General features: G+C 69.7%; 22 protein-coding genes and 4 pseudogenes. 17 read left to right on the top strand and 9 right to left on the bottom strand.

Going from position 1 to position 26,138, the window contains the following annotated elements; genetic code table 11:
• Window positions 1–266 precede the first annotated feature (266 nt).
• Window positions 267–1,418, top strand: coding sequence for a PP2C family protein-serine/threonine phosphatase (locus tag OG700_RS07490; RefSeq protein ID WP_405610770.1), 1,152 nt, complete (start codon window positions 267–269; stop codon window positions 1,416–1,418).
• A gap of 355 nt (window positions 1,419–1,773) precedes the next feature.
• Window positions 1,774–3,660, top strand: coding sequence for an alkyl/aryl-sulfatase (locus OG700_RS07485; protein WP_405610767.1), 1,887 nt, complete (start codon window positions 1,774–1,776; stop codon window positions 3,658–3,660).
• A 125-nt stretch (window positions 3,661–3,785) separates the two neighbouring features.
• On the opposite strand, the gene trxA is transcribed toward OG700_RS07485, so the two are convergent.
• Window positions 3,786–4,112, bottom strand: coding sequence for a thioredoxin TrxA (gene trxA / locus OG700_RS07480; protein ID WP_405610764.1), 327 nt, complete (start codon window positions 4,110–4,112; stop codon window positions 3,786–3,788).
• A gap of 581 nt (window positions 4,113–4,693) precedes the next feature.
• The gene (locus OG700_RS07475; protein WP_405610761.1) at window positions 4,694–4,930 is read right to left on the bottom strand and encodes a hypothetical protein; all 237 of its coding nucleotides are present in this window, start codon (window positions 4,928–4,930) and stop codon (window positions 4,694–4,696) included.
• Between the two features lie 688 nt (window positions 4,931–5,618).
• On the opposite strand from OG700_RS07475, the gene OG700_RS07470 reads away from it, so the two are divergent.
• The 4 genes from OG700_RS07470 (at window position 5,619) to OG700_RS07455 (ending at window position 9,706) form a co-directional block, all read left to right on the top strand.
• Window positions 5,619–6,296 (top strand): GAP family protein, encoded by a 678-nt coding sequence (locus tag OG700_RS07470; protein WP_405610758.1) that lies wholly within the window; start codon window positions 5,619–5,621, stop codon window positions 6,294–6,296.
• 151 nt (window positions 6,297–6,447) lie between these two features.
• Entirely contained in the window at window positions 6,448–6,747 is a 300-nt protein-coding gene (locus OG700_RS07465) for a DUF202 domain-containing protein (protein WP_405610755.1), read from the top strand.
• Window positions 6,744–8,423, top strand: coding sequence for a SulP family inorganic anion transporter (locus tag OG700_RS07460; RefSeq protein ID WP_405610752.1), 1,680 nt, complete (start codon window positions 6,744–6,746; stop codon window positions 8,421–8,423). Before OG700_RS07465 ends, OG700_RS07460 begins: the two co-directional genes overlap by 4 nt.
• 5 nt (window positions 8,424–8,428) lie before the next feature.
• On the top strand, window positions 8,429–9,706 hold the full coding sequence (locus OG700_RS07455; RefSeq protein ID WP_405610749.1) for a DUF2254 domain-containing protein: 1,278 nt from the start codon (window positions 8,429–8,431) through the stop codon (window positions 9,704–9,706).
• Between the two features lie 112 nt (window positions 9,707–9,818).
• On the opposite strand, the gene OG700_RS07450 is transcribed toward OG700_RS07455, so the two are convergent.
• From OG700_RS07450 to OG700_RS07430, 5 genes and pseudogenes are all read right to left on the bottom strand, one after another.
• A complete protein-coding gene (locus OG700_RS07450; protein WP_405610746.1) occupies window positions 9,819–10,169 on the bottom strand; it encodes a hypothetical protein in 351 nt (116 codons plus the stop codon).
• A 260-nt stretch (window positions 10,170–10,429) separates the two neighbouring features.
• Complete coding sequence (locus tag OG700_RS07445) at window positions 10,430–10,672, bottom strand: hypothetical protein (RefSeq protein WP_405610744.1); 243 nt, start codon at window positions 10,670–10,672, stop codon at window positions 10,430–10,432.
• Between the two features lie 186 nt (window positions 10,673–10,858).
• On the bottom strand, window positions 10,859–10,972 hold the full coding sequence (locus OG700_RS07440) for a hypothetical protein (protein ID WP_405610741.1): 114 nt from the start codon (window positions 10,970–10,972) through the stop codon (window positions 10,859–10,861).
• A gap of 903 nt (window positions 10,973–11,875) precedes the next feature.
• Window positions 11,876–12,559 (bottom strand): annotated as a pseudogene (locus OG700_RS07435) (transposase family protein); the annotation flags it as partial.
• A 161-nt stretch (window positions 12,560–12,720) separates the two neighbouring features.
• Window positions 12,721–13,253: pseudogene (locus OG700_RS07430) on the bottom strand (GNAT family N-acetyltransferase).
• 484 nt (window positions 13,254–13,737) lie between these two features.
• Here OG700_RS07430 and OG700_RS07425 point away from each other — a divergent pair.
• Window positions 13,738–13,917: pseudogene (locus OG700_RS07425) on the top strand (hypothetical protein); the annotation flags it as partial.
• Window positions 13,918–14,260: 343 nt separating this feature from the next.
• Here the strand turns inward: OG700_RS07425 and OG700_RS07420 are convergent.
• Window positions 14,261–14,557, bottom strand: a complete 297-nt coding sequence (locus OG700_RS07420; RefSeq protein ID WP_405621510.1) for a winged helix-turn-helix transcriptional regulator — start codon at window positions 14,555–14,557, stop codon at window positions 14,261–14,263.
• Window positions 14,558–14,696: 139 nt separating this feature from the next.
• Here OG700_RS07420 and OG700_RS07415 point away from each other — a divergent pair, with 139 nt between their 5' ends.
• The 4 genes and pseudogenes from OG700_RS07415 to OG700_RS07400 all read left to right on the top strand — a co-directional run.
• Window positions 14,697–14,900, top strand: a complete 204-nt coding sequence (locus OG700_RS07415; protein ID WP_405610738.1) for a hypothetical protein — start codon at window positions 14,697–14,699, stop codon at window positions 14,898–14,900.
• A 4-nt stretch (window positions 14,901–14,904) separates the two neighbouring features.
• Window positions 14,905–15,204, top strand: coding sequence for an EthD family reductase (locus OG700_RS07410; RefSeq protein WP_405610735.1), 300 nt, complete (start codon window positions 14,905–14,907; stop codon window positions 15,202–15,204).
• A 545-nt stretch (window positions 15,205–15,749) separates the two neighbouring features.
• The gene (locus OG700_RS07405; protein WP_405610732.1) at window positions 15,750–16,301 is read left to right on the top strand and encodes a hypothetical protein; all 552 of its coding nucleotides are present in this window, start codon (window positions 15,750–15,752) and stop codon (window positions 16,299–16,301) included.
• A 169-nt stretch (window positions 16,302–16,470) separates the two neighbouring features.
• A pseudogene (locus OG700_RS07400) lies at window positions 16,471–16,623 on the top strand (transporter); the annotation flags it as partial.
• 1,595 nt (window positions 16,624–18,218) lie between these two features.
• On the opposite strand, the gene OG700_RS07395 reads toward OG700_RS07400, so the two are convergent.
• Window positions 18,219–18,989, bottom strand: coding sequence for a methyltransferase domain-containing protein (locus OG700_RS07395; protein WP_405621508.1), 771 nt, complete (start codon window positions 18,987–18,989; stop codon window positions 18,219–18,221).
• 28 nt (window positions 18,990–19,017) lie between these two features.
• Here OG700_RS07395 and OG700_RS07390 point away from each other — a divergent pair, with 28 nt between their 5' ends.
• From OG700_RS07390 to OG700_RS07365, 6 genes are all read left to right on the top strand, one after another.
• Window positions 19,018–19,452 (top strand): MerR family transcriptional regulator, encoded by a 435-nt coding sequence (locus OG700_RS07390; RefSeq protein ID WP_405621506.1) that lies wholly within the window; start codon window positions 19,018–19,020, stop codon window positions 19,450–19,452.
• A gap of 85 nt (window positions 19,453–19,537) precedes the next feature.
• Window positions 19,538–20,866 (top strand): IS630 family transposase, encoded by a 1,329-nt coding sequence (locus OG700_RS07385; protein WP_405610729.1) that lies wholly within the window; start codon window positions 19,538–19,540, stop codon window positions 20,864–20,866.
• A 1,164-nt stretch (window positions 20,867–22,030) separates the two neighbouring features.
• On the top strand, window positions 22,031–23,095 hold the full coding sequence (locus OG700_RS07380; protein WP_405610726.1) for a phytanoyl-CoA dioxygenase family protein: 1,065 nt from the start codon (window positions 22,031–22,033) through the stop codon (window positions 23,093–23,095).
• On the top strand, window positions 23,077–24,393 hold the full coding sequence (locus tag OG700_RS07375) for a DUF6271 family protein (protein ID WP_405610723.1): 1,317 nt from the start codon (window positions 23,077–23,079) through the stop codon (window positions 24,391–24,393). Before OG700_RS07380 ends, OG700_RS07375 begins: the two co-directional genes overlap by 19 nt.
• The gene (locus OG700_RS07370) at window positions 24,390–25,568 is read left to right on the top strand and encodes a type III PLP-dependent enzyme (protein ID WP_405610720.1); all 1,179 of its coding nucleotides are present in this window, start codon (window positions 24,390–24,392) and stop codon (window positions 25,566–25,568) included. The genes OG700_RS07375 and OG700_RS07370 overlap by 4 nt, the downstream gene beginning before the upstream one ends.
• Window positions 25,565–26,137: a GNAT family N-acetyltransferase gene (locus tag OG700_RS07365; RefSeq protein WP_405610717.1), complete on the top strand. Its 573-nt coding sequence runs from the start codon at window positions 25,565–25,567 to the stop codon at window positions 26,135–26,137. Before OG700_RS07370 ends, OG700_RS07365 begins: the two co-directional genes overlap by 4 nt.
• The last annotated feature ends 1 nt before the right edge of the window (window position 26,138 follow it).

Raw genomic sequence — 26,138 nt, 5'->3', positions numbered from 1 at the left:
TTGTCTTTCGTGCGTGCCGCGGTGCTCGATGGCAGAGCCGTTTATACGGTAACTTAGCTCACTAAAGCGACTATGTGCCTAAATGCCCTTTTTCCGTTTGCGGTCAAGGAGTGGCGTCGGTGCCCGGGGAGTTCTGGGCCTTCTCCTCCGGCGTGGGGGCATGCGTGCGGGCTGTCTGCGGCCTTGGTCAGGTTTGGTCACCAGCGGTTCCGCAGTGTCACAGAGCGCGGCCCAGGTGCCGGCTCCACGATTTTCTGGAGGAGCACGTGAAGAAGAAGGTCGCCGGCCGCTCCGCCAGGGCCGTCGTCGAGCCCTCGTTCTCACCGGTCTCGTATCTCTGGCGGCTGTCCCGTCTGCTGCCCGTGGTCCTGCTGCTCGTCGGGATCGTCTTCCAGTTCCTCACGCCCGTGCGTCTCAACGGTTCGCCGTTCTTCGTGGCCGCGCCGCTGATCGCCGCACCGGTCTTCAGCCTGGGGAGAACGGTCGCCTTCGGAGTTGCGGCCTTCGTCTCCGCCGCCACGCTCCGGTTCGTGGCGGACATCAGGGGAGAGGACTCCGTCGTGCAGAGCATGGCGCCGCAGCTCACCACGATCGCCTTCGCCACGGCCATCGCCGCGCTGGTGAACGTCCTGGTGCGCCTGAGCAGCGAGCGGCTCACCTCGGCACACGAGGTGGCCGAGGCCGCCCAGCGCGCCGTACTGCCCACTCCGTCGAAGCACGTGGCAGGGCTGCGTGTGGCCGCCCGGTACCAGGCAGCCCAGCGCGAGGCGCTGATCGGCGGCGACCTCTACGGCGCCCGCTCCACCCCCCATGGCATTCGCCTGGTGATGGGCGACGTCCGGGGAAAAGGCATGGCCGCCATCGAAACCGTCTCCGTCGTCCTCGGGGCCTTCCGGGAAGCCTCCGAGCAGGAGGAGACACTGTCCAGGGTGGCAGGGCGGCTCGAGGAAGCCCTCGTGCGGGACCGCACGGACCGGGACAACACCGATGAGGAAACGTTCGTCACCTGCGTCCTCGTGGAAATCCCCATCGGCCACCAGGTCGTACGCATCCTCAACTGCGGCCACCCCGCGCCACTGCTCCTCGGCGGAGGCGGAAGCGTCACCTCCCTCATGCCCAGCACGTTCCGGCTGCCACTGGGCCTGCTCGAACTCGCCCCGTCGTCCGGCGGGCACGACACCTGGGAGTTTCCCCCGGACAGCACACTGCTCCTGTACACCGACGGCCTCTCCGAGACCCGGGACGCGACCGGAACCTTCTACGACCCGGCAGCCAGGCTGACCGGCCGGACATTCCCGACCCCCGCCCGACTGCTCAGCACCCTCGTCGACGACGTACAGGACTTCAGCGGCGGACTCACCGAAGACGACATGGCCCTGCTCGCCATTTACCGCCCCCCGATCCCGGCCACGCGATAAGGCAGCGGACAGGGCCTCACCGACCACGCCCGCTGACCTCACACCGGCCGGGGTCGCCGGCAGGACTCTTCTGCGCTGTATCACCCGGTGGCCGGGGCAGGCCAGGAGCGCGGCGGCCCGGGCGGCCGCCCGGGCCCTGACTGCGCGCACTGAGCTTGTCCTGCCCTTCAAACGGGTCGGATCTGATCAGGTCGAGCCAGCAGGTGCGGCGGGTCAGCCGGGGTGGATCCGGTCCCGGTTTGGGCGGTGGTGGTGCCGTAGCGGGCCGTCTCGGTGGTCGTGGTGCGTTCCGGTACGGGCCAGGCGGCTCGGCGTGCGGAGACAGGCCAATGTGGCCAGTATGGGTGCTATGCCCATGACGCCCAAGCCTGTCTCGCCGACCGTCGTCAGCCGGAATCAGGCTCTGTTGAACAGCTTGCCGTTCTCCGACACGCAGGACTTCGAGGACGCGCAACGCGGCTTCCTCGGGAAGCGGTCCCCGAACGCCATCACCAACGCCGAGGGCGCGGTGGTCTGGGACAACGACACCTACGACTTCCTGCGGGGTGACGCGCCGGACACCGCGAACCCGAGCCTGTGGCGCCAGTCGACCCTCAACGCGATCCAAGGGCTGTTCGAGGTCGTACCCGGTATCTACCAGGTGCGGGGGTTCGACCTGTCGAACGTCACGTTCATCGAGGGCAGCACCGGGGTCCTGGTGCTGGACCCCCTGGTCACGCAGGAGACAGCGGCGGCCGCGCTCGCGTTGTACCGCGAGCACTGCGGCGACCGGCCCGTCACCGGCGTGCTGTACACGCATCCGCACGTGGACCACTTCGGGGGTGTCCGCGGAGTCACGACGCAGGAGGACGTAGACGCCGGCCGTGTACCGGTCATCGCCCCGGCGGAGTTCACGGAGCACGCCGTGTCGGAGAACGTCTACGCCGGAACCGCGATGGCCCGGCGCTCGGCGTACATGTTCGGTGCGGCTCTGGCCCGCAGCCCCCGAGGCGCGCTCGGCACCGGTCTCGCGCAGACCGTCGCGACCGGCGACATCACGCTCATCGCCCCGACGCTGGACGTCACCGAGACCGGTCAGACCGAGACCGTCGACGGCGTCCGGATGATCTTCCAGATGGCCCCCGGGACCGAGGCCCCGGCGGAGATCCTCGTGTACTTCCCCGACCACAAGGCGCTGTGCGCAGCGGAGGACGCCACCCACACGCTGCACAACCTCCTGACCCTGCGCGGTGCGCTCGTCCGCGACCCGCACGCATGGTCGAACTACCTCACCGAGACCATCGACCTCTTCGGCGACGAGACGGAGGTGGTCTTCGCGTCCCATCACTGGCCCACCTGGGGCAACGAGCGCGTCGTGACGTTCCTCTCCGAGCAGCGCGACCTGTACGCCTATCTGCACGACCAGTGCCTGCGCCTGATCAACAAGGGCTGGACCGGCACCGAGATCGCGGAGGACCTCAAACTTCCGCCCGCGCTCGAACGGGCGTGGCACGCCCGCGGCTACTACGGTTCGGTGAGCCATAATCTCAAGGCGATCTACCAGCGCTACATGGGCTGGTACGACGGCAACCCGGCGCACCTGTGGCAGCACCCGCCCGTCGAGCAGGGCAAGCGGTACGTCGCACTCGGCGGAGGCGCGGACGCGGTCGTCGACAAGGCCCGTGCCGCGTTCGAGGAGGGCGACTTCCGCTGGAGCGCGGAGATCCTCAGCCACGTCGTGTTCGCCCAGCCCGACCACACGGCGGCACGCGAGCTCCTGGCGGACACCTTCGAGCAGCTCGGCTACGGCGCGGAGAACGGCGTGTGGCGCAACATCTACCTCTCGGGCGCCACCGAACTGCGCGAGGGGAAGTTCGGCACACCGACCGTCACGGCGTCCGCAGACGTCATGTCCGCCCTCACCCCGGAGATGCTCTTCGACGCCATCGCCATCCAGATCGACGGCCCCAAGGCATGGGACGAGAAACTGACCATCGACATCGTCCTGACCGACACCGACCGGCGCTACCGCCTGCGGCTGGCCAACGGCGCACTCACCTACAACTCGGCGGCCCAGCGCGGTGACGCGGACGCCACACTCACGACGACGGCACGAGCCCTCCCGGCGCTCGCGACGGGAGGACTCAGGGCCGACGCTCTCGCGAAGGCGGGCATCGAGGTCACCGGCCAGGCATCGGTCCTCGCCCGCCTGGCGGGCCTCCTCGACCCCGGCGACCCGGACTTCTCCATCATCACCCCCTGACCTGAGCTCGAGCTTTTTCCCGGGCGGTCCCAGGTCGGGGCAGGTCGGTAGTGCAAGCTCAGACCGGCCAGAACCGCGCAGGTGGCTGTCGCCTCGTCGTTGACGGTGCTGCGCCCGCCGACCTGTTACAGGTTCGCGTCGAGGAAGTTCGTCAGCGCGGTCTTCGACACGGCGCCGGCCTTGGTTGCCGTCACGGTGCCGTTCTTGAAGAGGAGGAGCGTCGGGACAGCCCGGACGTCGTGCGCGGGCGCTGTGGCGGGATTCTGGTCGATGTTCAGCGCTGTGAAGGTAAGCCTGCCCGTGTACTGGGGCGCGACTTCCTTGAGGATAGGCGCGAGCATCTTGCACGGTCCGGCCCATTCGGCCCAGAAGTGGACGAGCACAGGCCCCTCGACTTCGAGCACTTGGCCCGCGAAGGAACTGTCGGTCAGCTCCCTGACGTTGCCGCTCATCGATTCTCCGTCCGTCGGAAATGGCTGCGCGGCCATCCTCCCCACGCAGGGATCCGTCACACATCTGGCCGATCCGGGACGGCCGCCGTGCCGGATCGGCCCACCGGGCGGTCCGGCAGCGGTGGGCTGGAACTGTGGCGACTCATCGTCGGCAAGACCTCTGGTGTACCCACCCACGTCCGGGTCAACGAGACCACGTCCTGGGCGGTTCCGGCGAAGCATGGGATTGAGGCTGCCGGGCCGGAAGGGGGGCCCAACACGACCGGCCGGTCCGGCAGCCTCGTTGGCCGGGCAGGTCGTCGAGGCTGCCGGCCGGTTCAGCGTGATGCGGAAGACGGGGGTGATGGCCGCCGCACCACGCTGGTCTCTATCGGATGGGCCACGGGCAGCTGCCTGCCAGCATGGCCCACTCCCGCTCCACCGGACCGGGCACGACACGCCCCTCCGCCACCCAGTGCGTGGCCAGCGCCTGGTAGATCGGCTCACACGGGGTGGGCGGGTCTGTTTCGCCGGGGCCGGTGACCGGGAGTGGCCGCGGCGTCATCGTGGTCATGCAGGTCTAACGCGCGAGTCCGGCTGGGTCACCGGTGGCGGGTGCGGCGTTCCCGCCGCGCGGTGCGGGCCTGGGCGTCGCCGATCAGGAGACCGAATTCGTGGAGCGCGATGTGCTGAACGTCCTCGGCCGTGGCGGGCTGGCCCTCGCTGCTGCGGGCGGGTGCGAGTTCGGCGGCGCCCAGAGTGAGCAGCAACTCGCGGTCGCGCTCGTCGTGCTGGTCGGTGGTGTACGCGGCCAGGACCTGCCGCCAGATCCCGCTCACCGCTCGCGCCCGTCGCGCGGGGCGGGGACAGCGGTGACGTATGCGTCAGCCTGCGATGGCCCGTCTGTCTTTTCGCCGGGACGGTACACACCAAAGGGGGCCGGCCCCCCCCCGAGCACTTCCGGGGCGTGGCAGCCCTTCATACCGTGCGGGAAGTCGTAGATCACGGGCTGTACCAGGAGCCTCGTCGAACGGTCACCGTCGCGGGTCGACACTACCGGGCGTCGGCCGGGCGCGGTCTGGAACCGGCCCGTCACATCCTGTCCCCGGCCCGGGGCACGGGCGGCGGCATCGGCGATCTGAGGTGAGGACCCGCCGCGGCCGGTCGCCGAAGAACTCGGCGAACTCGGTCGCGGGCAGGCTCGCGGTACGGGCCTGCCCGGTGTGTCCGGACAGGATGGGGAAGTGCACCGTGTCGACCTGGCGGCCGGTGACGAGCACGAGGTGCCGGCCCTTTCCGGGATCTCCTCGTGCACGGAGGCCATCACCATCCGGCCGCCGCCGAAAGACCGGGCACTGTCAAGGTCGGGTGCAACGACGCACGAGCGGACCTGTCCGTGGGGAGTGACGGGCTCGGAGCCGCCCTCTCACCCGTCCGGGCCCTCCCGGGTGGCGGGCGCGGCAGGTCGCGCCGATCTTGGTGAGCGGTATGTCCGGTGGTGGCGGCCGAGGAAAGGGGGCGGGGTGCGTGGGTGATGCGATCGGGCAGATGCTGGTGTCCGCGGCGGGTATTGCGATCAGTCCGCTGCCGCTCATCGCGGTGATCTTGATGCTGGGCACGCCGCGGGGGCGGGCGAACGGCACGGCCTTCACGGCCGGGTGGATGGTGGCGCTGGCTGTGCTCGTCACCGTCGTGCTGCTGGTCGGCGCGGGAGGGGACGCCTCGCAGGGCACCGGCGGGCCGGCGCGGTGGACGTACTGGCTCAAGCTGGCGCTGGGCGCGGCGTTCCTGGTGCTGGCCACGGTGCAGTGGCGCGGGCGTCCGCGCGAGGGCCGGCCGGCGCGGCTCCCGGGGTGGATGCGGGCCGTCGACCGCTTCACTCCCGGGAAGGCCGCCGGTCTCGGCGCGGCACTGGCGGTCGCCAACCCCAAGAACCTGGTACTGGGAATCGGCGGCGCGGTGTCCATTGCCGCCTCCGGCGCGGGTACCGGGGGCAGGGCCGTCGCGGGGGTTCTCATGGTGCTGATCGGGTCGCTGTGCACGCTGCTGCCGCTCGGCACCTACCTGGCCGGCGGTGAACGCGCCGAGGCCGTCCTCGCCGGCTGGCGGGAATGGCTCGGGCAGCACAACACGGCGATCATGACAACCGTGCTGGCCGTCCTCGGGACCAAGTACATCGGCGACGCGATCAGTGGACTGTCCTGATGACCGGCCGCACCCGCGAGGCGCCGGTCCGGCGGGCCGGAGGTGATCGCTGATTTCCCACGACCAGGAGGGGGAGGAGAAGGGTGAGGACGGACGCGCCCGCCCGGGCCGGTGGTGGCAGCGCGGCGAGGAACCGGACTACCGGGCCACCATGGCCAACGAGCGCACGCTGCTGGCCTGGTCCCGTACCGCGCTGGCCCTGCTGGCCGCCGCGTTCGCGGTCGTCAAGCTCACCGACGTCACACCGCGAGGGCTTCGGCTGGCCCTGGCCGGCTACCTCGTGGCCCTGGCCGGTTGCGTCACAGTGGCCGGTTACGCGCAGTGGCGCTCCCGCCAGGCGCGGATGCGTCAGGGGCGCCCGCTGGGCCGTGTCGTGGGGCCTGCCCTGGTGATGGGCGGGCTGCTGGTGCTCGCCGGTTTCGTCGTCGCGGTCATCGTCAGGGCGTCATGAGCACCGCGGACCGCGTGCGGTCGGCGCTCGGGGCGAGCGGCGGGAGCCTGCGCGGCGACATGCTGGGAGCCGCGACGGCGTGGGCGCTGATCGTGCCGGAGTGCGTGGCGTACGCGCAGATCGCCGGTGTGCCGCCGCAGAACGCCTTCTACGCCGCCCCCGTCGCGCTGGCCGTCTACGTCCTGGTGGGCCGCTCCCGGTTCCTGATCATCGGCGCGACCTCGGCGGCCGCGGTGCTGTCCGGCGCGACCGTCGCGGACATCAGCCCGGACCCGAGGCAGGCGGTGGGGCTGTCCGCGGCCCTCGCGGTGATCGCCGGCGGCGTGCTGCTCGCCGCCGGCCTGGCCCGGCTGGGGTTCGTGACGAACTTCCTGGCCACACCGGCACTGGGCGGGTTCCTGTTCGGCATGGCGCTGACCATCGTCGTCCGGCAGCTCGCGAAGATCGTCGGAACGTCCAGCGGCGACGGGCAGTTCTTCCCCCGGCTGTTCACGGTGCTGCGGCACCTGCCCCACTGGTCGCTCGCCTCCCTGGCCGTCGGCGGCGCGGCGCTCGCGGCGCTTTTCGCGCTTGAGTACTTCGCTCCCCGGCTTCCGGCGTCCCTGCTGGTCCTGGTCGTGGCGATCGTGGTGTCGGCCGGGGCCGGGCTGAAGGACCACGGCGTGGACGTGGTGGGGCAAATCCCGTCCGCCGTGCCCGTACCCCACCTCCCGGGCATTCCCGCTGCCGACTGGTGGCACCTGGCCGGCGGCGCCTGCGGCGTGGCCCTGGTGGTCTTCGCCGAGGCGTTCAGCATCGCCTCACGCTTCGGCCGCGAGTACGGCGACGAGGTCGACGCCAACCGCGAGATGGCCGCCGTCGGCGCGGCGAACATCTGTGCCGGCCTCTTCCGCGGCTTCACCGTCTCCGGCAGCGCCTCGCGCAGCGCCGCCGCCGAGGCGGCCGGCGCCCGCTCCCGGCTCGCCTCCCTGATCGCCGCCGTGCTCATCCTCCTCACCGGGGCGTTCCTCACCCCGCTGTTCACCGACCTGCCCGAACCGGTGCTCGGCGCGATCGTCATCTTCGCCGTCCGCGGCTTCCTGTCCACCGGCCAGCTGCGCCGCTACGCCCGGGCCGACCGGTCCAGCTTGTGGGTGGCGCTCACCGCGTTGTTCGGTGTGCTGCTCTTCGATCTGCTGCCCGGTCTGCTGCTCGCCGTCGCCCTGTCCCTGGTCTTGTTCATCGCCGCGGCGAGCACCATCCGGGTGGCGGTCCTGGGCCGGCTTCCCGGCAGCCGGACCTACGGCGACATCAGAGGGCACGCGAAGGCCGCCACCGAGCCCGGCGTGCTCGTCGCCCGCCCCGACGGCGCGCTCTTCTTCGGCAACGGCGACCGCGTCCGCAAGGACATCCTCGCCCGCGCCGCGGCAGCCGAACCCGCGCCGCACACCGTCGTGCTGGATCTGGGCTCCACCTACCACCTCGGTGTCCCCGTCCTGGACGTCCTCGACGAACTGCGCTACGCGCTCGACCGCCGCCAGTGTTCCCTGCACCTCGCCGAACTGCGCGCAACGGCCCGCCACGACTTCGACCGCCACCCCCTCGCCGGCCGGCTCGGCGCAGGGGCCGTCCACGCCACCGTCGCAGACGCCGTCTCCAACGCCGTGCCCCCCGGGGCGCGGCAACGGCAGGAGTGAGCCGCATGCCCGACACGCCAATGCGTCGCAGGCGGCAGCGCGCCTACATCTCTCCCCGCGCCACCTGGCCCAACCGCGGCCTGGCCGCAGCGCTCATCGCCGGCGCCGTTCTCCTCGGCTACTGGCTGCCGCACCTCGAACGCCACCACCCCATCGGCGGACTCTCCTACGACGCGGCCGCCGCCCAGGCCACCCTGGGCGCGATCGCGTCGGGCATCATCGCCCTCACCGGCTTCGTCCTGACCGCGGTCACCCTGGTCATCCAGTCAGTGCAGAACACCTCGCCGCGCCTCGCCGGCATCCTCGGCTTCTTCGAACACTCCCTGATCCTGTTCGGCGCGCTCACCGGAACCGCCGTCTACGCCCTGGTGGTCCTCGCACAGGTCCGCCAGAGCCACGTCCCGCGCCTGTCCGTCACCCTGGCCATCGTCTTCGTCGTCCTGTCCACCGGCGCCACTTTGAGCACCCTGGCCGCGCTGCGCGAGGTGATCACCGGCGGCGGCCTCGCCCGCGCCGTCGGCCTGCGCCTCCACCAGGTACTCGACAGCACCTGGCAGCCCCCGGACCCGACACCGCCCGGCCCCGCCTCCAGCGACCCCACCACGCTCACCGCCCGCCGCAGCGGCGTCGTCAAGGACATCGACGGCCCCGCCATCGCCGAGATTGCCGCCCGGCACGATGTGCACATCACCTGCTTGAGCGCCGTCGGCAGCTTCGTCGAACCCGGCACCCCCCTCCTGCACATCACCCCGCGGCCGGTCCCCGCCGACGCCGCCCGCCACCTCACCCGCGCCGTACACCTCGCCCCCTCCCGGCACATCGACCACGACCCCGCCTACGGCCTGCGCCTCCTCGTGGACGTCGCGATCCGCGCCCTGTCACCCGCCGTCAACGACCCCACGACCGCCGTCCAGTCCCTCGACCAGATCGAAGCCGTCCTCCTGCGCCTCTCCCACCGCCCCCTGGGCACCACCACCGTCCACGACCACCAGGGCGCCCCCCGCCTCACCCTGCCGCGCCCCGGCTGGGAGGAAATCCTCGACCTCGCCCTGTCCGAGATCCTCCACTACGGCTCGGACTCCCTCCAGGTCCACCGGCGCCTGCGCGCCCTGCTCAACGTGCTGGCCCCCTCCGTCCCACCCGCACGGACCGCCGCGCTCACCCGCTACCGCACCATGCTGGACCGCTCCGCGCGTACGCTGCCCGACCCTCCCACGGCCACAACCGCCGACCCCCAGGGCCTCGGCGGCCCGGCCCCGAACGCCGGAGGCGAAGAGACCTGACCCCCTGCCGCGCCAGGCGGGCCGCCTGCTTTCGACCGGAAGGACTACAAGGCCCGTCATGCGGTCGAGTGCGGGATCAGCCGCCTCAAGGTGCGACACGAAGTCGCACACGTTAGCCGGACACTCCCAGGTGGATGGCCATCTCGCGCATGTCCTGGGTGAGCGTTCGCGTGCGGCCGCGGAGGATGTCTTCCATGATGTAGCGGGCCATGGACTGATGTTTGAGCCACTCCGGGGACGAGCGCCGGATGGTGTTGAGTTCTTCCACGCCGTCCTGGTGCGACCCGAGCAGGACGTATGCCCTCGCGATGTCCAGGCGGTGCCGGTCCCAGTTGTTCGCGCTCGGCCGGCCGAGCCTCTTCAGCGCCTTGCGGCCGACAGCCCCCTCGTCGGCACGCCGAAGCACACCTCGCGCATCCCCGACGAGCGACAGGTCCTCGATCGCTTTCGCCTCCGCTGTCACCGGCCCGAACGTGGTCCAGTGCTCGCGGAGTTGACATGCTCGACACCCAGTGCGCTTGCTGCCGTTGCCGTCATGCGCCGGGCTTTCCTGGCGATGTCCGGGCGGTTGTTCCGCACGGCTGCGCTCGCGACGCGCTGAAGGAGCTCCCCCCACAAGGCGAGCTCCCCCGGTGCGGCTCTGGAGATACGCGGTTCGATCTCCTCCGCCGTGGTTGTCGCGAGCTGCTCGGCCTCGTCAAATCGGTCCTGCCGCAACAGGAGTCAGCCCATGCCGACGACGCCGGTGGCTGCGATCTGCCTCTGCCCGGTATCCCGGGCGTCCCGGATCCCCAGCGACAGCGCGTGGTAGGCCATGTCGTAGCGCCGGATCTGGGTCAGGTACTTGCCGGCCAGAAGCAAAGCGCTCGCACGGACCACGGTGGCCTTGCGACGGGCGGTGTCCGTCTCGGCGAGAGTGACCGCTGCCTCCGCGTCGCGCAGGATGCCCGGCACCCGCTTGGCCACGCTGTCGTAGCGATCGGCGTGGTACAGACTGTGACTGTCATCGATGTCGCGCTCGATGGCGGCCAGAGCGGGCGCTCGGCCGAACTCGGAGAGCGCTTACCGCAATCCCACGGGAGGCATGAGGGCCTGTCGGAGTTCGGACAGTTTCGGACCGTCACCAGCGGTAGTGCGCAGAGGCTCGGGGGACTAGGTGGCGAACAGACTTGATGTCGTGGTACTGAGGGCACGCGCCAGCAGGTAGATGGTCTCGACCTTCGGGTTTCCGCCCTGCTCGATACTCCGTACGGCCCCGAGTGACACACCTGCCGATGTGGCGAGTTGGTGTTGACTCCACCCCAACCGGCGGCGGTGGTGACGGACGTTATCCCGGAGCGACGACATCAAAGCACCTCCCGCTCCAGTACGTGAGTACGCCGTTCAGCCGGGTTCGCGCCGATACCGGACGAAGCGACGGCCGCCGGCCCAACTCGGCTCCATGGACAGCGGACACCGCCGAGACACGGGCCTGGACGAAGCGACCTCGACCGCACCGGGCGGGCAGGGCTCCGGCCGCAGCCTCCACCCGACGCCACAACCGGAGCAGGCAGCCGCGCAACCGCAACTCGTGACCCGGCAAAGTCTGCGGGGGCAGATCCTGCGTACCGTCACCAAAGACCGCCCTGACCTGATCGCCGGCCACGCCGACCGCCCGTACGGCGTGTTCGTGCGCCACGACGGTCAGCGTGGTGTGCCCGGCATTCGTCGTCCAGCAGTGTCCGCAGCCGCCCGGCCGCTTCAGCGGTGTGCTCGATGAGTTTCTCGGCGGCGCGACGCTCGGGGTGCGCCGCCGGCCGCTGCGCGCAGGCGGCTTCGACCCGGGGGAGGAGTACCCTGACCTGCTCCAGGATCACCCCGGCATAGAGCAGTGTGTCGGCCCGGGATGCCTGGGGGAGCCTTTTTCATCTTGATCAGGTGGCGAGTTCGAGGGCGACGACGGCTTGGATGGCGACGGCGATCCGGGTGGTGCCGCAGCGGGGTGATGCGGCTTCGTGAATTTCCCCAAGGCAGCTCTTCGTTCCCCACTTGGTTGGTGTGGGCGACGGGGGGCCGGCCCCTCCCTTGTGGCGTCCGACCGCAGGTCAGCGCGCCGAGGGTGGGGAATCTCGGTGAGCAGGTCTGTCCCATCCCTGAGTACAGGGTGGGGAATTTCAACGAGCCCCATCACAGGAGCCTCCAGGACTTGAGAATCGCCATGGCGCGTTCACCGAGGCTGCGGATCTTCGCGTGGTCCCGGTTGTGACGTCGGCGCCAGCCGCGCAGGTGCTTGCCACGGACCGGCACGCGGATCGCAGGGCCGGCGCCCTGATACGCCTTGTCGGCCCAGCACTTGATGTCCTCCCCGGCGAGGGCGGCGGGAATGCCGTGGGCCCGTGCCGCGGTCAGGTCGTGTGTGGCTCCCGGCAGTGCGTCCGAGACCCAGATCAGGCGTCCGGCGGGATCGGCGAGGACCTGCACATTCATCCCGTGATGCTTCTTCTTCCCGGAGTAGTACGGGCGGTCGGCGGCGATGCGGTCGGTCGGCAGCGCGGTGCCGTCGAGGATCACGTATGCCTTCTTCCGGACGGTCGTCATGGCCTGTTCGAGCGTGGGCGCGAGGGCGGCCAGGAGGTCGACGGCCTCGCGTATGTAGCGGTAGGCCGTGGTGATCCCGATGCGGAAACCTGCGGCGAGGCGGGCGTAGGTGTCGCCGCAGCGCAGGTGGGCCAGGACGAGCAGAGCCTGTCGGTGTCGGCCGCAGGCCAGGCGGCGCCACCGGGAACCGATCCGACGGCGGTGACCTGCGAGAAGACCGGAGAGGTGTTGCAGGGTGCGCCTGGACAGATCGATGCCGGACGGGTAGACAAGCACGCGAAAGCTCCTGGTGGACTGGTGATCTTGGTCGTGAACCCGTCTACCAGGAGCTGTCTTCATGCCCGCCGCCGGGGGTGCCGTCCAACCATCCGTCAGGTTGGAAACGGCTCACTGGTGAGGGTCGCGGAACCGGGGACGGTGCTCACCGGCGTCATCGATCACATGGGGAGCGAGAGTAGGCGAACCTCTCCGGCAGGCCAATTCGCACCGTCGCACAGTGGCGTCCACATGGTTCGTAGCGGCATTATCACTGGCCCTGCGGGTTGTTCGACGTGGACATCCTGCTCAACAGTTCGCCAGCCGAGTCGCTGGTAGAGCGGAACGAGGGGCGGCCGGCAGAAGAGAAGCCCGTGCTGTGGCCCATCGTCCGGGCGTGGTCCACGGCCGCCGATACGACCAATCGTGCCAGTCCGTGCCCGCGCAGATCAGGCGCAACAGCCACCCCGCCGACGCCCACCACCTGTGCGCCGGCCCCGCCGATCGATATGGGTAGGCGCAGCAGACCGGCGTGTGCGACGAGGCGGCCCTTCTGCCTGATGCCGAAATGATCGTCCTTGGGCAGTCACGTCAATCCGGCGTCTGCGACACCGAAGGGATCGACACTGTCGCCGGTGATTTCTATCTGCTCGGTCTTCGTGTACTCCGTGAGTCGCACTACGGTTGGCGGTGCACAAGAGAGGCGGTCTGTCATCTCGCCATGATCCTGTTCGTGCCGGTCCCGGGCAACTGAAGCACTCAGGGTGGCCAACAGAGGTGCTCGGTCACACTGACAGGGGCCGCTGCGGGGACGGGTGCGGCCACCGTTGATCATCGGTGTGTGAAGACTGAAGATCATGCGGCGGCCGCAGGTCACAGCGTAGACGCTGCCCGTTGGCAGGGTCATTCGAGGGCCTGGCTTTATCGATGCCTCAAGACAGCAGTTGTTCACGACCACGGGAAACACCTGCTGCGGCCGAACCTCGATATCGAGGAGAACGGGTTCTGGTTCAACTTCTGTGGTGCGCCTACTCCCTGTGACACTTGGTCTCGCTGTTAGGTCTCGCGAGATCGTCTGGAAACTGCCGTTCGCTCGAACAGGTTGCGGGCCTGACCCGGCGGCACAGCCAACGGGCCGAGCGAATGCGGTCGATGCTGGCCGAGGTCGGCCTCGCCCTGGCCGGCCGCGCCGGTGCCCGGCCGAGCGCCACGAGATCAGCGATCAGGATGTCGCCCGCCTGTCGCCGCTGAAGTTCAAGAACCTCAACGTCCTGGGCCGCTACAGCTTCACCCCCTCCGCCCCTCGCCAGGACCTGCGCCCGCTTCGCGACCCGGACGCCCCCGAGGTCGACGATGACGACGACGGCGCAGAGGGCTGAGCCGGGTGCCGGGCGGGAGCCCCCCCGCCCGGCACCCGGAGTACGAGTCGGCCCCGGCCACTGCCCCACCCGAGGTGCGAGGAAGGGGCGGACAGCACGGCGTCCCCGGCCGCCTCGGTGAAGTGCACCCCGGCGCCGGGGTCTTCTCCGCGACCGTGTCGAGGACGGCCCGCCACCCACGAGCTCGGCGACGAGCGCGACGTGTACGACCCGCGCCTGGACGTCGACTTCCCCCCTCTGCGTGGCGACGAGCCAGCGACCGAGGGTTTCTCGCAGGCCGCGTGAGCCCGTGTCCCGAATCGGCGGCCGTCACATCACTGCTCCACCTGGTCGGGCGTGACCTTCACGTCTCCGTGGACTCCTGATCGTTGTGTTCTTGCTCCTGCGCCCAGGCGATCGCCCATTCGTCGAGCGGACGAAGGGCATCACGGAGTGCTGTCCCCAGCCGAGTCAGCTCGTAGCCATCGGCCGAGGGCGCGATGATCCCGCTCGATGCGAGTTCGCGGAGCCGCTGGTAGAGGACGCTGGATGACAGCCCTTCGCACCGTGCCAGCAGCGCGCGGGCACCGAGCGGACCCGCACGCAGCTCCCAGAGAATTCGCAGCGCCCACCGACGGCCGAACAGGTCCATCGCGGCCATTACGGGGCGGCCGGTCGTCGATCCACGAACTGGTTTTCCTGGGCGCGGCGTCGGCATGACCCTCCTTGCGTTTCTTTATTCGAAACGCTAGCATCCATCCGGTGTTTCTGATTTCGAAACGAACTCGACGGGAGAGCCGATGTCGCTGATGGCCCTGCTGGAACCGCCGTGCACCGACCGGGCCGGCGCACGGCCCGCGCGCATGATGCCCGGGGAGGCCCCGCCGATCGGGCTGTTCCGCATGTTCGCCAGAAACTTCCCGATGGCCGGTGCCATGCACGGGTGGGGTCGCTACGAGTTGGGCAGCCAGGTGACGTCCCTGGGCGGAGGTCGTCATGCATAGGTCGTTGGTCCTGTATTCCGAGCCCGCCGACCCTGACCACTTCCGCGACTACTACGTGAACAACCACCTTCCGCTGGTCAAGAATTGGCCCGGCCCGCTTGCGTGGCGCTACAGCTTCGACGTGGCGGCGACCGAAGGAGAAGCCCCGTATTTCGCGGTCTTCGAAGCTGACTTCGCTGACGCCGCCGCCATGGACGCGGCGCTGGCGTCGCCGCATGGCCAGCGGGTGGCCGCCGATGTCGTCAACTACGCCACCGGCGGTTTGGTCGTCATCAACTATCCGGTGCAGGACGGCACCGGCTGAGGCAGGCCGGTACGCTCCGGGACGCGTTCGGCCGGCTGCTCAAGGCCAGGTCCGGCTAGGGCGTGTTGCGATAGTAGCGCCGTCCGCCCGAAGGGCGGGGCCGACGGCGTCTGGTGCGTGCGATCGCAAGGCGGAGGATCGTTCTCGTACTGGACGTACTTGGATGATTCCGACAACGCGGCGAGTGCGCGTGCCAGGCGTCGTCGGCCAGGCGGGACTTTCGCAACACGCCCTAGCGGCGGACGCTGTTGGCGGTTGCCGGTTCGTTGAGCGTCAAAGGTGGGCCGATGTGGTGGCCGGATGTCACGGTGGTTGATGCGTGCGTGCGGCACGACGGCGGGGGCGGCAGCCCCACAACCGTCACCGACGACGACCCGGCGGCGACGGAGGCGGACCGGCGTGCGGTCGCTGCTGCGGCCGGCACCTCGCACGCGGCGTTCCTCGGACCGGCGTGGACACCGGACGGTGTCCGCGCCGGTCCGGTTCTTCACCGCCACCGCCGAACTGTCCGACTGCGGCCATGGCATCGTTGCCAGGCCGTCCGGTTGACCCGCACCGCGCTGGGCGACGCCGTGGCCCTCCGGGTGGGCGACGCCACGCTGTCGGCGACAGGATGGGGCGAGTTCCTCGTCCACGAAGCCCAGCCCGAAGTCGGCAGCCAGTGGACCGACACCGGCGAGGTCCACGAGAAACGGGATCTCAAGGGCCGTGGCGAAGGTGACACGCGCCTCGTTCCCATCCACCCCTCTCTCGTCGCGATCCTCCGCGAGATGATCAAGGAATACGGCCTCAAGCCTTCGGGCCTCCTCTTTCCGGGAGAGAAGGGCGGCATGCTGGCGGGATCGGTCTTCCGGCGTGTCTGGGCGAAGGCGCGCGAAGAGATCCTGTCGGATCACGAGTTCAAGTCGCCGGCCGGGAAGCGCGTGTACGACCTGCGGCATACATGCCTCACGGCATGGCTGAACGGCGGCGTCCCGCGAGCCGAGGTTGCCGAGTGGGCGGGAAACAGCGTGACGGTCCTGCTGGCCATCGGCGGGCGGGACGACTCCCTGAGGCGTGTTGAAAGCCTGCGGGATCTCCCGCTGTTGGCAGCGTGAAGATCGGCCTCGGAACCCCAGGGAGGCGGATTCCGAGGCCGATCCGCTGTGCGCTGCACGGAGACGAAGGGTGGTCCTACGCACCCGATTCTGTGGGACGTATAGGGGAGGGACACCCGCAGAAGCCCGGTTTTGGCCGGTGCCAGCCGGACTCCACCCCCGCCGGAGGGACGCGAAGCACGTCGACCTCACTTCCAAGTTCACCCGGGACGTGTCCAGGCTCGGCCGCCACGGGACGGGCGACCTGGAGGTGCAGCTCCGCACCCCGAGAGATGTGGAGCGTGCCCAGGATCTGTTCCGCCTCAGCTACGCCGCTGCGTAAGCGGGGAGTAGTGATCGCGGCCGGGGGGAGCTGTGGAGCTGGCGTCGTGGTCTGCTGCCTCTTGTTGTGACGGTCAGGGGAGGCCCGGGGGTCTTGCCTGCGTTGATGCGTTCCGTACCCCGCCCGACGCACACCGTTCTCCAGCGGTTCGCCGGTGACGCCCGGCCCACCCGCACGAGCGGCACCCCGACCCGTGCTCATGCCTCTGCCTGTCGATCGTGCTGGAGCGTGATTCGGCCGTCTTCGCCGTGCTGGTCAGGGCTGTTGGCGTGATCTCGTCATTCCTCTGTCCAGCCGTGACGGATTGTGTGTATGTTGTGACCGCTCGCATGGGCAGTGTGGGCGTCGTGGGCGTCAAGGACACCGAGGCGAACGGGAGTTCGCTGGCGCGGAGCACGCAGTACCACCGGGGTCCGAGGCACCGGATCGACGCGGTGAGCGATCCGTACGGTCGGCGCACGGAGCTGACGTACGACGCGAACGGCTACGTCACCCGCACCACCGAACTCGCCGGCACCGCGCAGGCACGCATGTCCGGCACAGCCGTATACAACGGCCCGTACGACCAGCCCACCTCTGTTACGGACCCGTTGGGCAACGAGACGGTGTTCGGCTATGACGCGGCGGGTGATCTGCGGACGGTCACCGACCCGGAGAACCGGCGCACGGCGTTGACGTACAAGCCGGACGGCCAGATCGAGACGGTCACCGACGCGTCGGGGGCGGTCACCGAATACATCTACCGCCACGGCGAGTTGATCTCCGTGAAGGACGCGGAGGGCCGCACCGGCGCCCAGTTCCTGGACGCGGCGGGCCGGCCGACGGCCATGACGGACGAGGCGGGTTCGCGAACGGCACTGACGTACGACGCGCTGAACCAGACCCGTCAACTCACGGACCCACTGGGCCGGTCGACGTCCCTGGACTACGACGACAACGGCAACCTCACCACGCTGACCGACGCCCGCCAGAACAGCACCACATGGGCGTACGACGACGCGGACCGTACGAAGTCGGTGACGGACCCGCTGGGCGCGCAGGCACTGTTCGGATACGACCCGGCGGGCCGGCTGACGAAGGTCACCAGCCGCTCGGGTCAGGTCGCGACCACCGAGTACGACGTGCTGGGCCGGGCGAAGAACACCAAGTACGGGGTGAACGCGGCGGGAGTGGCCGAGTCCACGGCCACATACGCCTACGACGCCGTGGACCTCCCGAAGACGGTCACCGACACCCAGGCCGGTACCGAGACGTTCGGCTACGACGTCTACGACCGGCTGAAGACGGTCACCGGCCCGACGGGCACGGTGGGTTACGACTACGACGCGGCGGACCGCCGCAAGGAGATGACGGCCGCCGGGACCACCACCGTCTACGGCTACGACACCTCCAGCATCCTCACCTCCGTCACCTCGGGCGGGCAGGCCGTGGCGTTCGGCCTGGACGCGGTGGGCCGGGAGAAGACGGCGACCCTGCCGGGCGGCATCACCCGCACCACCACACTCGACAAGACCGGCGTGGTCTCGGCGATCAACTACGCCCGCGCCGCGACTGCCGTCGGCGACCTCACCTACACCCGCGACACCCGGGGCCTTTTAGGCGGAAGCGGAGGCCACGAAAAACGGAATGGCGATGAGGAAGCGGCCGGCCTCGGCGCGTCGGCGCTGCTCGGCGAGCCACTCATCCGCCTGGTCACGCCCGACGGCGCCGCTGGCGCAGGCCGGCTCGGCGAGCCTCGCGAGCAGCGACAGCATCGCGGGGTCGGTGAACACGCTGGTGTGCACCTCGACCACGACATCGTCGAAGCCTCCGGCCAGGAGCAGGCTGCGGTACTGGCGGCCGGCGCGGGGCGTGCCCAGGAGGTCGGCGCGGGCGTGCACGATCGTGCGGGTGAGCGCCGAGTCATCCGAGTCGATCATGATGGCGTCCCAGTCCTGACCGACCAGGACGATCCTGCCGCCCGGGCAGAGCACCCGTCGTGCCTCCGCCACCGCGCGCCCTGGCTCCTGAAGTACGTGGAAGACCTTGTCGGCACGGTAGCCGCGCACGCTTCCGTCGGCGAACGGCAGATCCTCCGCCCCCGCCTCCCGGAACTCAGCCTCCGACCACCGCTCACGGGCCGCCGCCACCATCCACTGGCTGGGATCCACGCCCACCGCGTGGACGCCGCGTTCGGCCAGCTCGGCGACGGCTCGCCCGGCGCCGCAGCCGACGTCCACGACGGTCGAGCCCGGGACGAGAGAAAGCAGTTCGTAGGAACGGGCCCGCAGCCGAGTGGCGCTCGGCATCTGGTCCGCAGAGTCGAGGACGGCCAGCAGGGCTTCGGTGTCGCGGTGGTCTTCCACCGCTTCCTGATGCTTGGACATGGACGTCATGCTGCGACTTAATGTCGGCATGAAGTCAAGCGAAGACGGAGGCGCCGGCACCTTGAGCATCGGCGCCCTCGCGGCACAGTTCGGCCTGGCCACGCACGTGCTGCGACATTGGGAGGCGATGGGCCTGCTGCACCCCGGACGGGATGTCGGCGGGCGCCGCCGTTACGGTGCGGACGACCTCACCCGCGTGGCGACGATCCTCATTTTGAAGGAGGCCGGCCTTGGCCTGAACACCATCAGGGGCCTGTCCGCAACCGTCGACCGCGCCACCCGGTACGAGATCCTGCGTCCCACGGCCGAAGAGCTCCGGTCGAGAATCGCGGCTGCCCAGGCCTCATTGGAGCTCATCGAGGGCGGCCTGAACTGCGAGTATGAGGACGTCACCCAGTGCCCGAACTACCGGCGGCTCATCGCCGAGCGGGTCGGTCCCGAAGTCCGACCGGAGAGCCAGTGATCGACGCCGTGGCACCAACCTCACGGGTCAATACACCTAGTGTCCTGCGCCGGAAATCCTGGCATTAAGTTGCTACGGTTTCAGGATGTCGTTTCCGGGACGTTCTTCCGTCGAGTTCGTGTTGACCGCTGACGAGCGTGGCCAGCTGGTGCGCTGGTCACAGGGGGCGTCAAGGCTGGCTGTCCGGGCACGCATTGTGTTGCGGTGTGCCGAACCGGACGTCGTGTACGCGCGGCTTGCCGAGGACTTGGGTGTGTCGGCCATGACGGTCGGCAAGTGGCGCAAGCGGTTCGCGGAGTCACGGCTTGAGGGCCTGGCGGACACCGGCCGGCCGGGGCGGCCGAAGGCCGGCCTGTCTCTGAGTGATCTTGAACGGGAACAGCTGATGCGTTGGGCCCGTCGGGCGAAGTCCTCGCAGGCTTTGGCGTTGCGGTCGAGGATCGTGCTGGCGTGCGCCGAGGACACGTCGAACAAGCGGGTCGCCGGTCGGCTGGGGACCTCGGTGTCCACGGTGGCGCGGTGGCGACGTCGGTTCGTTGAGCTGCGGCTGGAAGGTCTGGCCGACGAACTGCGCCCGGGGCGGCCGCCGTCGATCCTCCTCGACCGGGTCGAGGAGGTCGTCGTTGCCACGCTGGAGACGTCGCCGCGTGATGCCACGCACTGGTCGCGGGCGTCGATGGCCGAGCGGACGGGCCTGTCGAAGTCGACGATCGGACGGATCTGGCGGCAGTTCGACCTGAAGCCGCACGTCCAGGACACGTTCAAGCTGTCCACGGATCCGCAGTTCGTGGAGAAGGTGGTCGATGTCGTCGGCCTCTACCACCATCTGCCGGAGAAGGCGGTGGTGCTGTGTGTGGACGAGAAATCCCAGGTGCAGGCCCTGGACCGCACGCAGCCGGTCCTGCCGATGATGCCCGGCATGCCGGAGCGGCGCACCCACGACTACCAACGGCATGGCGTAACCAGCCTGTTCGCCGCGTTCGACATCGAGGACGGAAGCGTCATCAGCTCCCTTCATCGCCGCCATCGGGCCGTGGAGTTCAAGAAATTCCTGGTCAAGATAGACAAGGCGGTGCCGGCTGAACTCGACGTCCACTTGGTCTGTGACAACTACGCCACCCACAAGACGCCCGCGATCAAAGCCTGGCTCGGACGGCACCCTCGATTCCACGTCCACTTCACACCGACTGGTTCCAGCTGGATCAACCAGGTCGAGCGGTGGTTCGGGCACCTCACCGACAAGCTCATCCGCCGCGGGACCCACCGATCGGTCCAAGCCCTTGAGGCCGACATCCGCACCTGGATCCAGACCTGGAACGAGGACCCCAAACCGTTCACATGGACCAAGAGCGCCGATGAAATCCTGAACTCGTTAGCGAAATATATTGCCAGGATTTCCGGCGCAGGACACTAGGCGGCGCCCGTTGCGCGGCCGGCTCCTCCATGACCGTCCACGGGACGGCGACGCCTCGCACCCCCGTCGCCCGGACGGTCTTGAGCAGGTCGACGCTCGCGTTGTCAGGGGAGACACCCCGCAGCATGTTCGAGTCCAGGATGATCAAAGTAGGTGGCTCCGTACCCGGGCGGCATGCAACAGGCGGGACGAGCCTCTCAGGCCCGGAGCGGCCTCGTCAGCGATTTTCGATCACACTGCCCCTGTGATGCGGGACTTTCGTACGCACTGGGCGCACCGACGTGACTCCACCGGCGTGAGGCTCCGTACCGGTGGAGTCGCTGCGTACTACGGGAAGCCATGATGTGCCAGAGTTCCGGTGCCGAACCGACGTAGGGCCGTGACGCTCATTTGACGCTCTGGGCGCCCGTCGGCTCTCATCCGGGACCCAGAAGCATCTCTGACCTGCTGATTTCCTGCCTGCGTTCAGGCCGACATCTTTCCGATGACGCACCACGTGGAGTGCGTGGCGATCCTGGAACCGGTGAACAAGGACATCTGACCCGGGGTTGGGCGACGAGGGCGGAGGCGTGGCGGCAGCGCCACCACATCGCTCCCCATGTTGACGCTCGCATGATTCCCCGGCCGTCCGGGTGCTCCCACCACGGCTCCCCGTGCGGCCGGATCTGAACCTTCGCCGATACCTACCCCGGGCACGGGGCACGGGGCACGGGCCTGAGTGATGGCCGGATCTCGCGGGCTGTCCCCGAGCCCGGGGAAGCGCTTGGCGTGGCCCGGCATGTCGGGTGGCGGTGTGCCGGACTCCTGGGGCTGAGGTGAGCCTCCCGCCGGGGCGCGCGGTGTGAGGTGGGCAACACGACCCGGTGGGGCTTCCGGTGATGGGTGTGCTCCCGGCTTGCGAAATTGGTTACCGCTGGGGGTTTTGGCGCCACGCAGCGTCAGTAGACCTATTTGACATACGAGTTGGTCTAGTCCAACTTTGTGGGCACGTGCCTCAAGGGATCCAGAGAGACACCGCGCACTGCGTCTGGAAGCGCTCCGCGCCGAACCCCCGTGCGCACCGGCGCGCCTCGCGGGTAGCCCCCCATGACCGCCCGTGACGTGCCCCGTGCCGTCCGCTCGTTCCCTGTGTCACGACTCCACCACCGAGTCTCGGAGCAACGCGTGCCCACTGCTGATCCGTATCTCCACCGTGCCGCCTCTGAACGCCCCTACTTCAGTGCCGACGGCGAGACCTATCTGGCGCGGACTCCTCTGCGCGACCTCAACAAGACACGTCCGCTTCGGGTGTTATCCGAGGAGGACTTCACGTTCTGGCAGACCTACGGCTACGTCGTGGTGAAGCAGGCCATTCCGGCGGAGTCCGCCCGGCGGCTGCTGGACTTCGCCTGGGACTTCCAGGGCCTGGATCCGCGGCGCCCGGAGACCTGGTACGACGAGCGGGAGTACCGCTCGGAGCTGGACCAGGAGCTGCACATCTACGGATTCGTGGAGGCCTACCACCACCAGCTGATGTGGGAGAGCCGCCAGAGCCGCCGGGTCTACGACGCGTTCGTCGACGTGTGGGACTGCGAGGAGCTGTGGGTCACCCTCGACCGGCTCAATCTCAATCCGCCCAACATCAAGAACCGCGACCGGTCCCTGATCGAGGTCCGTGACACGGGCTTCGACATCAATCTCCACTGGGACGTGGACTCCACACTGGGCGTCCCGCCGCAGCGGGTCCAGGGCATCATCGCCCTGAACGACACCAACCCGGAGCAGGGCGGCTTCCAGTGCTGCCCCGAGCTGTTCCGTGGATTCGACCGGTGGAAGGCTCTTCAGCCGGCGGACCGGGACCCCATCCGCCCCGCGATCGACCGGGCGGAACTTCCGGTGATACGGCCCGAGTTGGCGGCCGGGGACCTGCTCATATTCAACGGCTTCCTGGCTCACGGCGTGGCCGCCAACCACTCGCCGGACCGGGCGCGTGCGGTGCAGTACCTCTCGATGATGCCCGCGCTGGACACCCACCGGAGCCTGCGCCGCGAGCGCGTCGACTCCTGGCGCGACGTCACCACGCCCACCTGGAACGGAACGCTGCTCGGCGACGCGACCCTCCCCGAGTCCGAGCGGTACGGCCGGGCCACGCTGGACGAACTGGGCAGCCGGCTCCTCGGCCTCAAGGGCTGGCACGGACAGGATCTCGACGGGCACGGTGAGGAGCGGGCATGCGCAGAATCTGCCTGACGCTTCCCACCAACCGGGCCTGCCCGGCGACCATCGCGGCCATCGGCGCGGAGGCGCTCCACGCCGTCGGGCATTTCGACGTCGAGGTGCACCTGCTGATCCTGGACTCCTGCGACACCGCGACGTACGAGGAGCACACCGCCGCCGTGCGGCGTCTGCCCGAGCACCCCCGCGTCGTCGTCCACCACCTCACCGAGGACGACCAGCGCGAATTCCTGGCGCGGGCGATCGGCCGGGCCGAGGCCACGAAGCCCGAGCTGCTGCTCGGCCTGATGCTGCCGGAAGCACTCTCGTACGGCGCCTGCACCAACCGCGCCTTCCTGATCAGCTTCGCCCTCGGCTGCGAGTCGGTTCACCGCAGGGACTCCGACAGCCGCTACCAAGTGGTCGACGGCACCATGGTCTTCCCCATCCACCACGAACTGGCGTCGCTCGGCCGGCCGGCCGCGCGGGCCACCGCCTCGGAGACGAGGCTGGCCCCCGAGCACGCGACCCGGCCGGTGTCCATGGTCGGCGGCTCCTTCATCGGCCCGCCGTCGGTGGACATCGACGAGATCGCGGCGATCGACGCCGGCGTCCACCACGACGTGGTCAGCCTGTGGGCACCACTGGACGCGTCGCCCGAGCAGAAGCGGGAGCTGGTCGAGCAGTCCTTCCGGGGCGCCGGCCACGACGCGTTCGAGCGGGACCATACGACGCTGTCCCTGGTCGACCCCATGCGCGTCGACATGTGCAACATCGCCTTCCACGGCGTGCACGGGCGCGTCCCCCTGCCCCCCGCCACCGACACCATCGGCAGCGACTACTTCCTGATCCACCTGGTGCACGACGCCGGGCTCCCGGGCGTCCTGCACAACCGCCACATCGTGAACTTCCACACCGCGGAACGCCGGACGGACGCGGGCTTCGTCGCGTACCAGACGCGCTTCGTCAAGTTCCTGCTGTCGATGCTCTATTACCACGTGGTGTACGACGCACTGGCACGCGCCGGGGACACCCTGCTCGACGAGCGGGGGCATGTGCGCGCCTGCGCCGTCGCCGGACTCGTCCGGGAGAGCGCCGGAATCGACCCGGCCGACAACCACGAGCGCCTGCGCCGGCTCGACACGGCCTACCGCCAACTGGGCGGCCGGTACGCCGACTTCGCCGACCAGCTGGGCCGGCGCGGTGACCGTCTGCTGGACGAGGCGCGCGGCGACATGGAGGACTTCGCCCTCCTCACCGAGGAGTGGGAGCGGCTGGTACGCGCGGCCCGCCGGACACCCGTGTACCGCCCGACGGGGGAGGACCCGCGATGAAGGGACTCTCGACGCGGCTGGCGACCGCCCTGGCCGCCGCCGACCACGACCGGATCGTGCTCGACCTCGACGGGATCGGGCAGCAGTACGCGACGCTGCTCGACGAACTCCCCGGTACCGAAGTCCGCTTCGCCATGAAGGCATGCCCGGTGGACGAGGTCATCGCCCACCTGGCGGGCCAGGGCTGCGGTGTGGACGCGGCGAGCCTCCCGGAGCTCACCCAGGCACTGCGCAACGGGGTGCCGGTCGCCCGGGTGCACTACGGCAACACCATCAAGTCCGACCAGGACATAGCGGCGGCCCACCGGCTGGGCGTCACCGACTTCGCCACCGACAGCGTCGAGGACGTGAAGGCCGTCGCGGCCCACGCGCCGGGGGCCCGGGTCTTCTGCCGGGTGGCGACGGCCGGCGGCGGGGCCCTGTGGGGGCTCAAGGACAAGTTCGGCTGCTCGCCCGAAGACGCCGTACGCCTGCTGGAGACCGCCCGGGACCTCGGTCTCACCCCGGCCGGCCTCTCGGTCCACGTCGGCTCGCAGCAGATGGACCCGGACGCCTGGCACGCCGCCGTCGAGCGGATAGCCGATGTCATGGACGCCCTCGACCAGCGCGGAATCGTGCTCGACCACGTCAATCTCGGCGGCGGTCTGCCCGCGTCGGGCTACACCGACCGGCGCGGAGTACCGCTGGACCCCCCGATCGACAAGATCTTCACCGTGCTGCGCGAAGGCATGGCCCACCTGCGGCGGACCCACGGCGAGCACCTGCGCTTCGTGATGGAGCCGGGGCGCTTCCTGGTGGCCGACCAGGGGGCGGTCAGCGGCCGGGTGGTCCGCCTGTCGGAGCGGGAGATGCCGGACGGCAACCGCCGGCACTGGCTCTATCTGAGCTGCGGCAAGTTCAACGGGCTGTACGAGATGGACGCGCTCCAGTACCGCCTCGTCTTCCCCTCGCATCGCGACGACGCCCCCACGGTGCCCGTCGTGGTCGCCGGCCCCACCTGCGACAGCGACGACGCGTACGCCGCCGAGCACCGCCCGGTGCGGGTGCCCGGCGAACTGGCCTCCGGTGACCGGGTCTGGATCCTGTCCACCGGGGCGTACGGGATCAGCTACATGACCGAGGGGTTCAACGGCGTCGCCCCGCTGCCCTGCGCGACGACGGGCGGTGGGCGGTGAGCGAGGCCATCCGGATCCGCCCCGTCGCCGAGGACGACTGGGAGGCCGTCGTCGCCCTGGAGTCCGACGCCTACACCCCGCTCGGGCTCTGCGAGGGGTACGCCGCGCTGCGGTCCCGGGCGGACGCCTCACCCGGGACCTGTTTCCTCCTGGAGGTCGCGGGCGGGCCGGCCGGCTACCTGCTCGCGCTGCCCTACCCCGCCGGGCGGTACCCGGACCTCGCGCGGCCGGAGGAGAGCGGTTTCCGTTCGCGCAACCTCCATCTGCACGACATCGTGATCGCTCCCGCGTACCGCCGCCGGGGCCTGGCCCGCCGCCTCGTGGCCCACCTGGAACACACGGCCCGGTCCCAGGGCTACGAGCGGATGTCCCTCGTCGCGGTCGGCGGGAGCGAACCGTACTGGTCCACGCGCGGATTCAGCGCGGACCCCGGCACGGTGGCTCCCGACTCCTACCAGGCGGGCGCCGTCTACATGGTCCGGACCCTTCTGGGCGACGACTCTCCGCCCTCCCGGCAGGCCGTCGCCCCGGCACCGGCCGTTCCGTCCCCACCACCCCGAGCGAGCTGAC

Origin of the sequence: Streptomyces sp. NBC_01508, from assembly GCF_045040315.1 — a bacterium.
In the GTDB taxonomy this organism is placed as follows: domain Bacteria; phylum Actinomycetota; class Actinomycetes; order Streptomycetales; family Streptomycetaceae; genus Streptomyces.
This window is presented reverse-complemented; position numbering and strand designations above follow the sequence as displayed.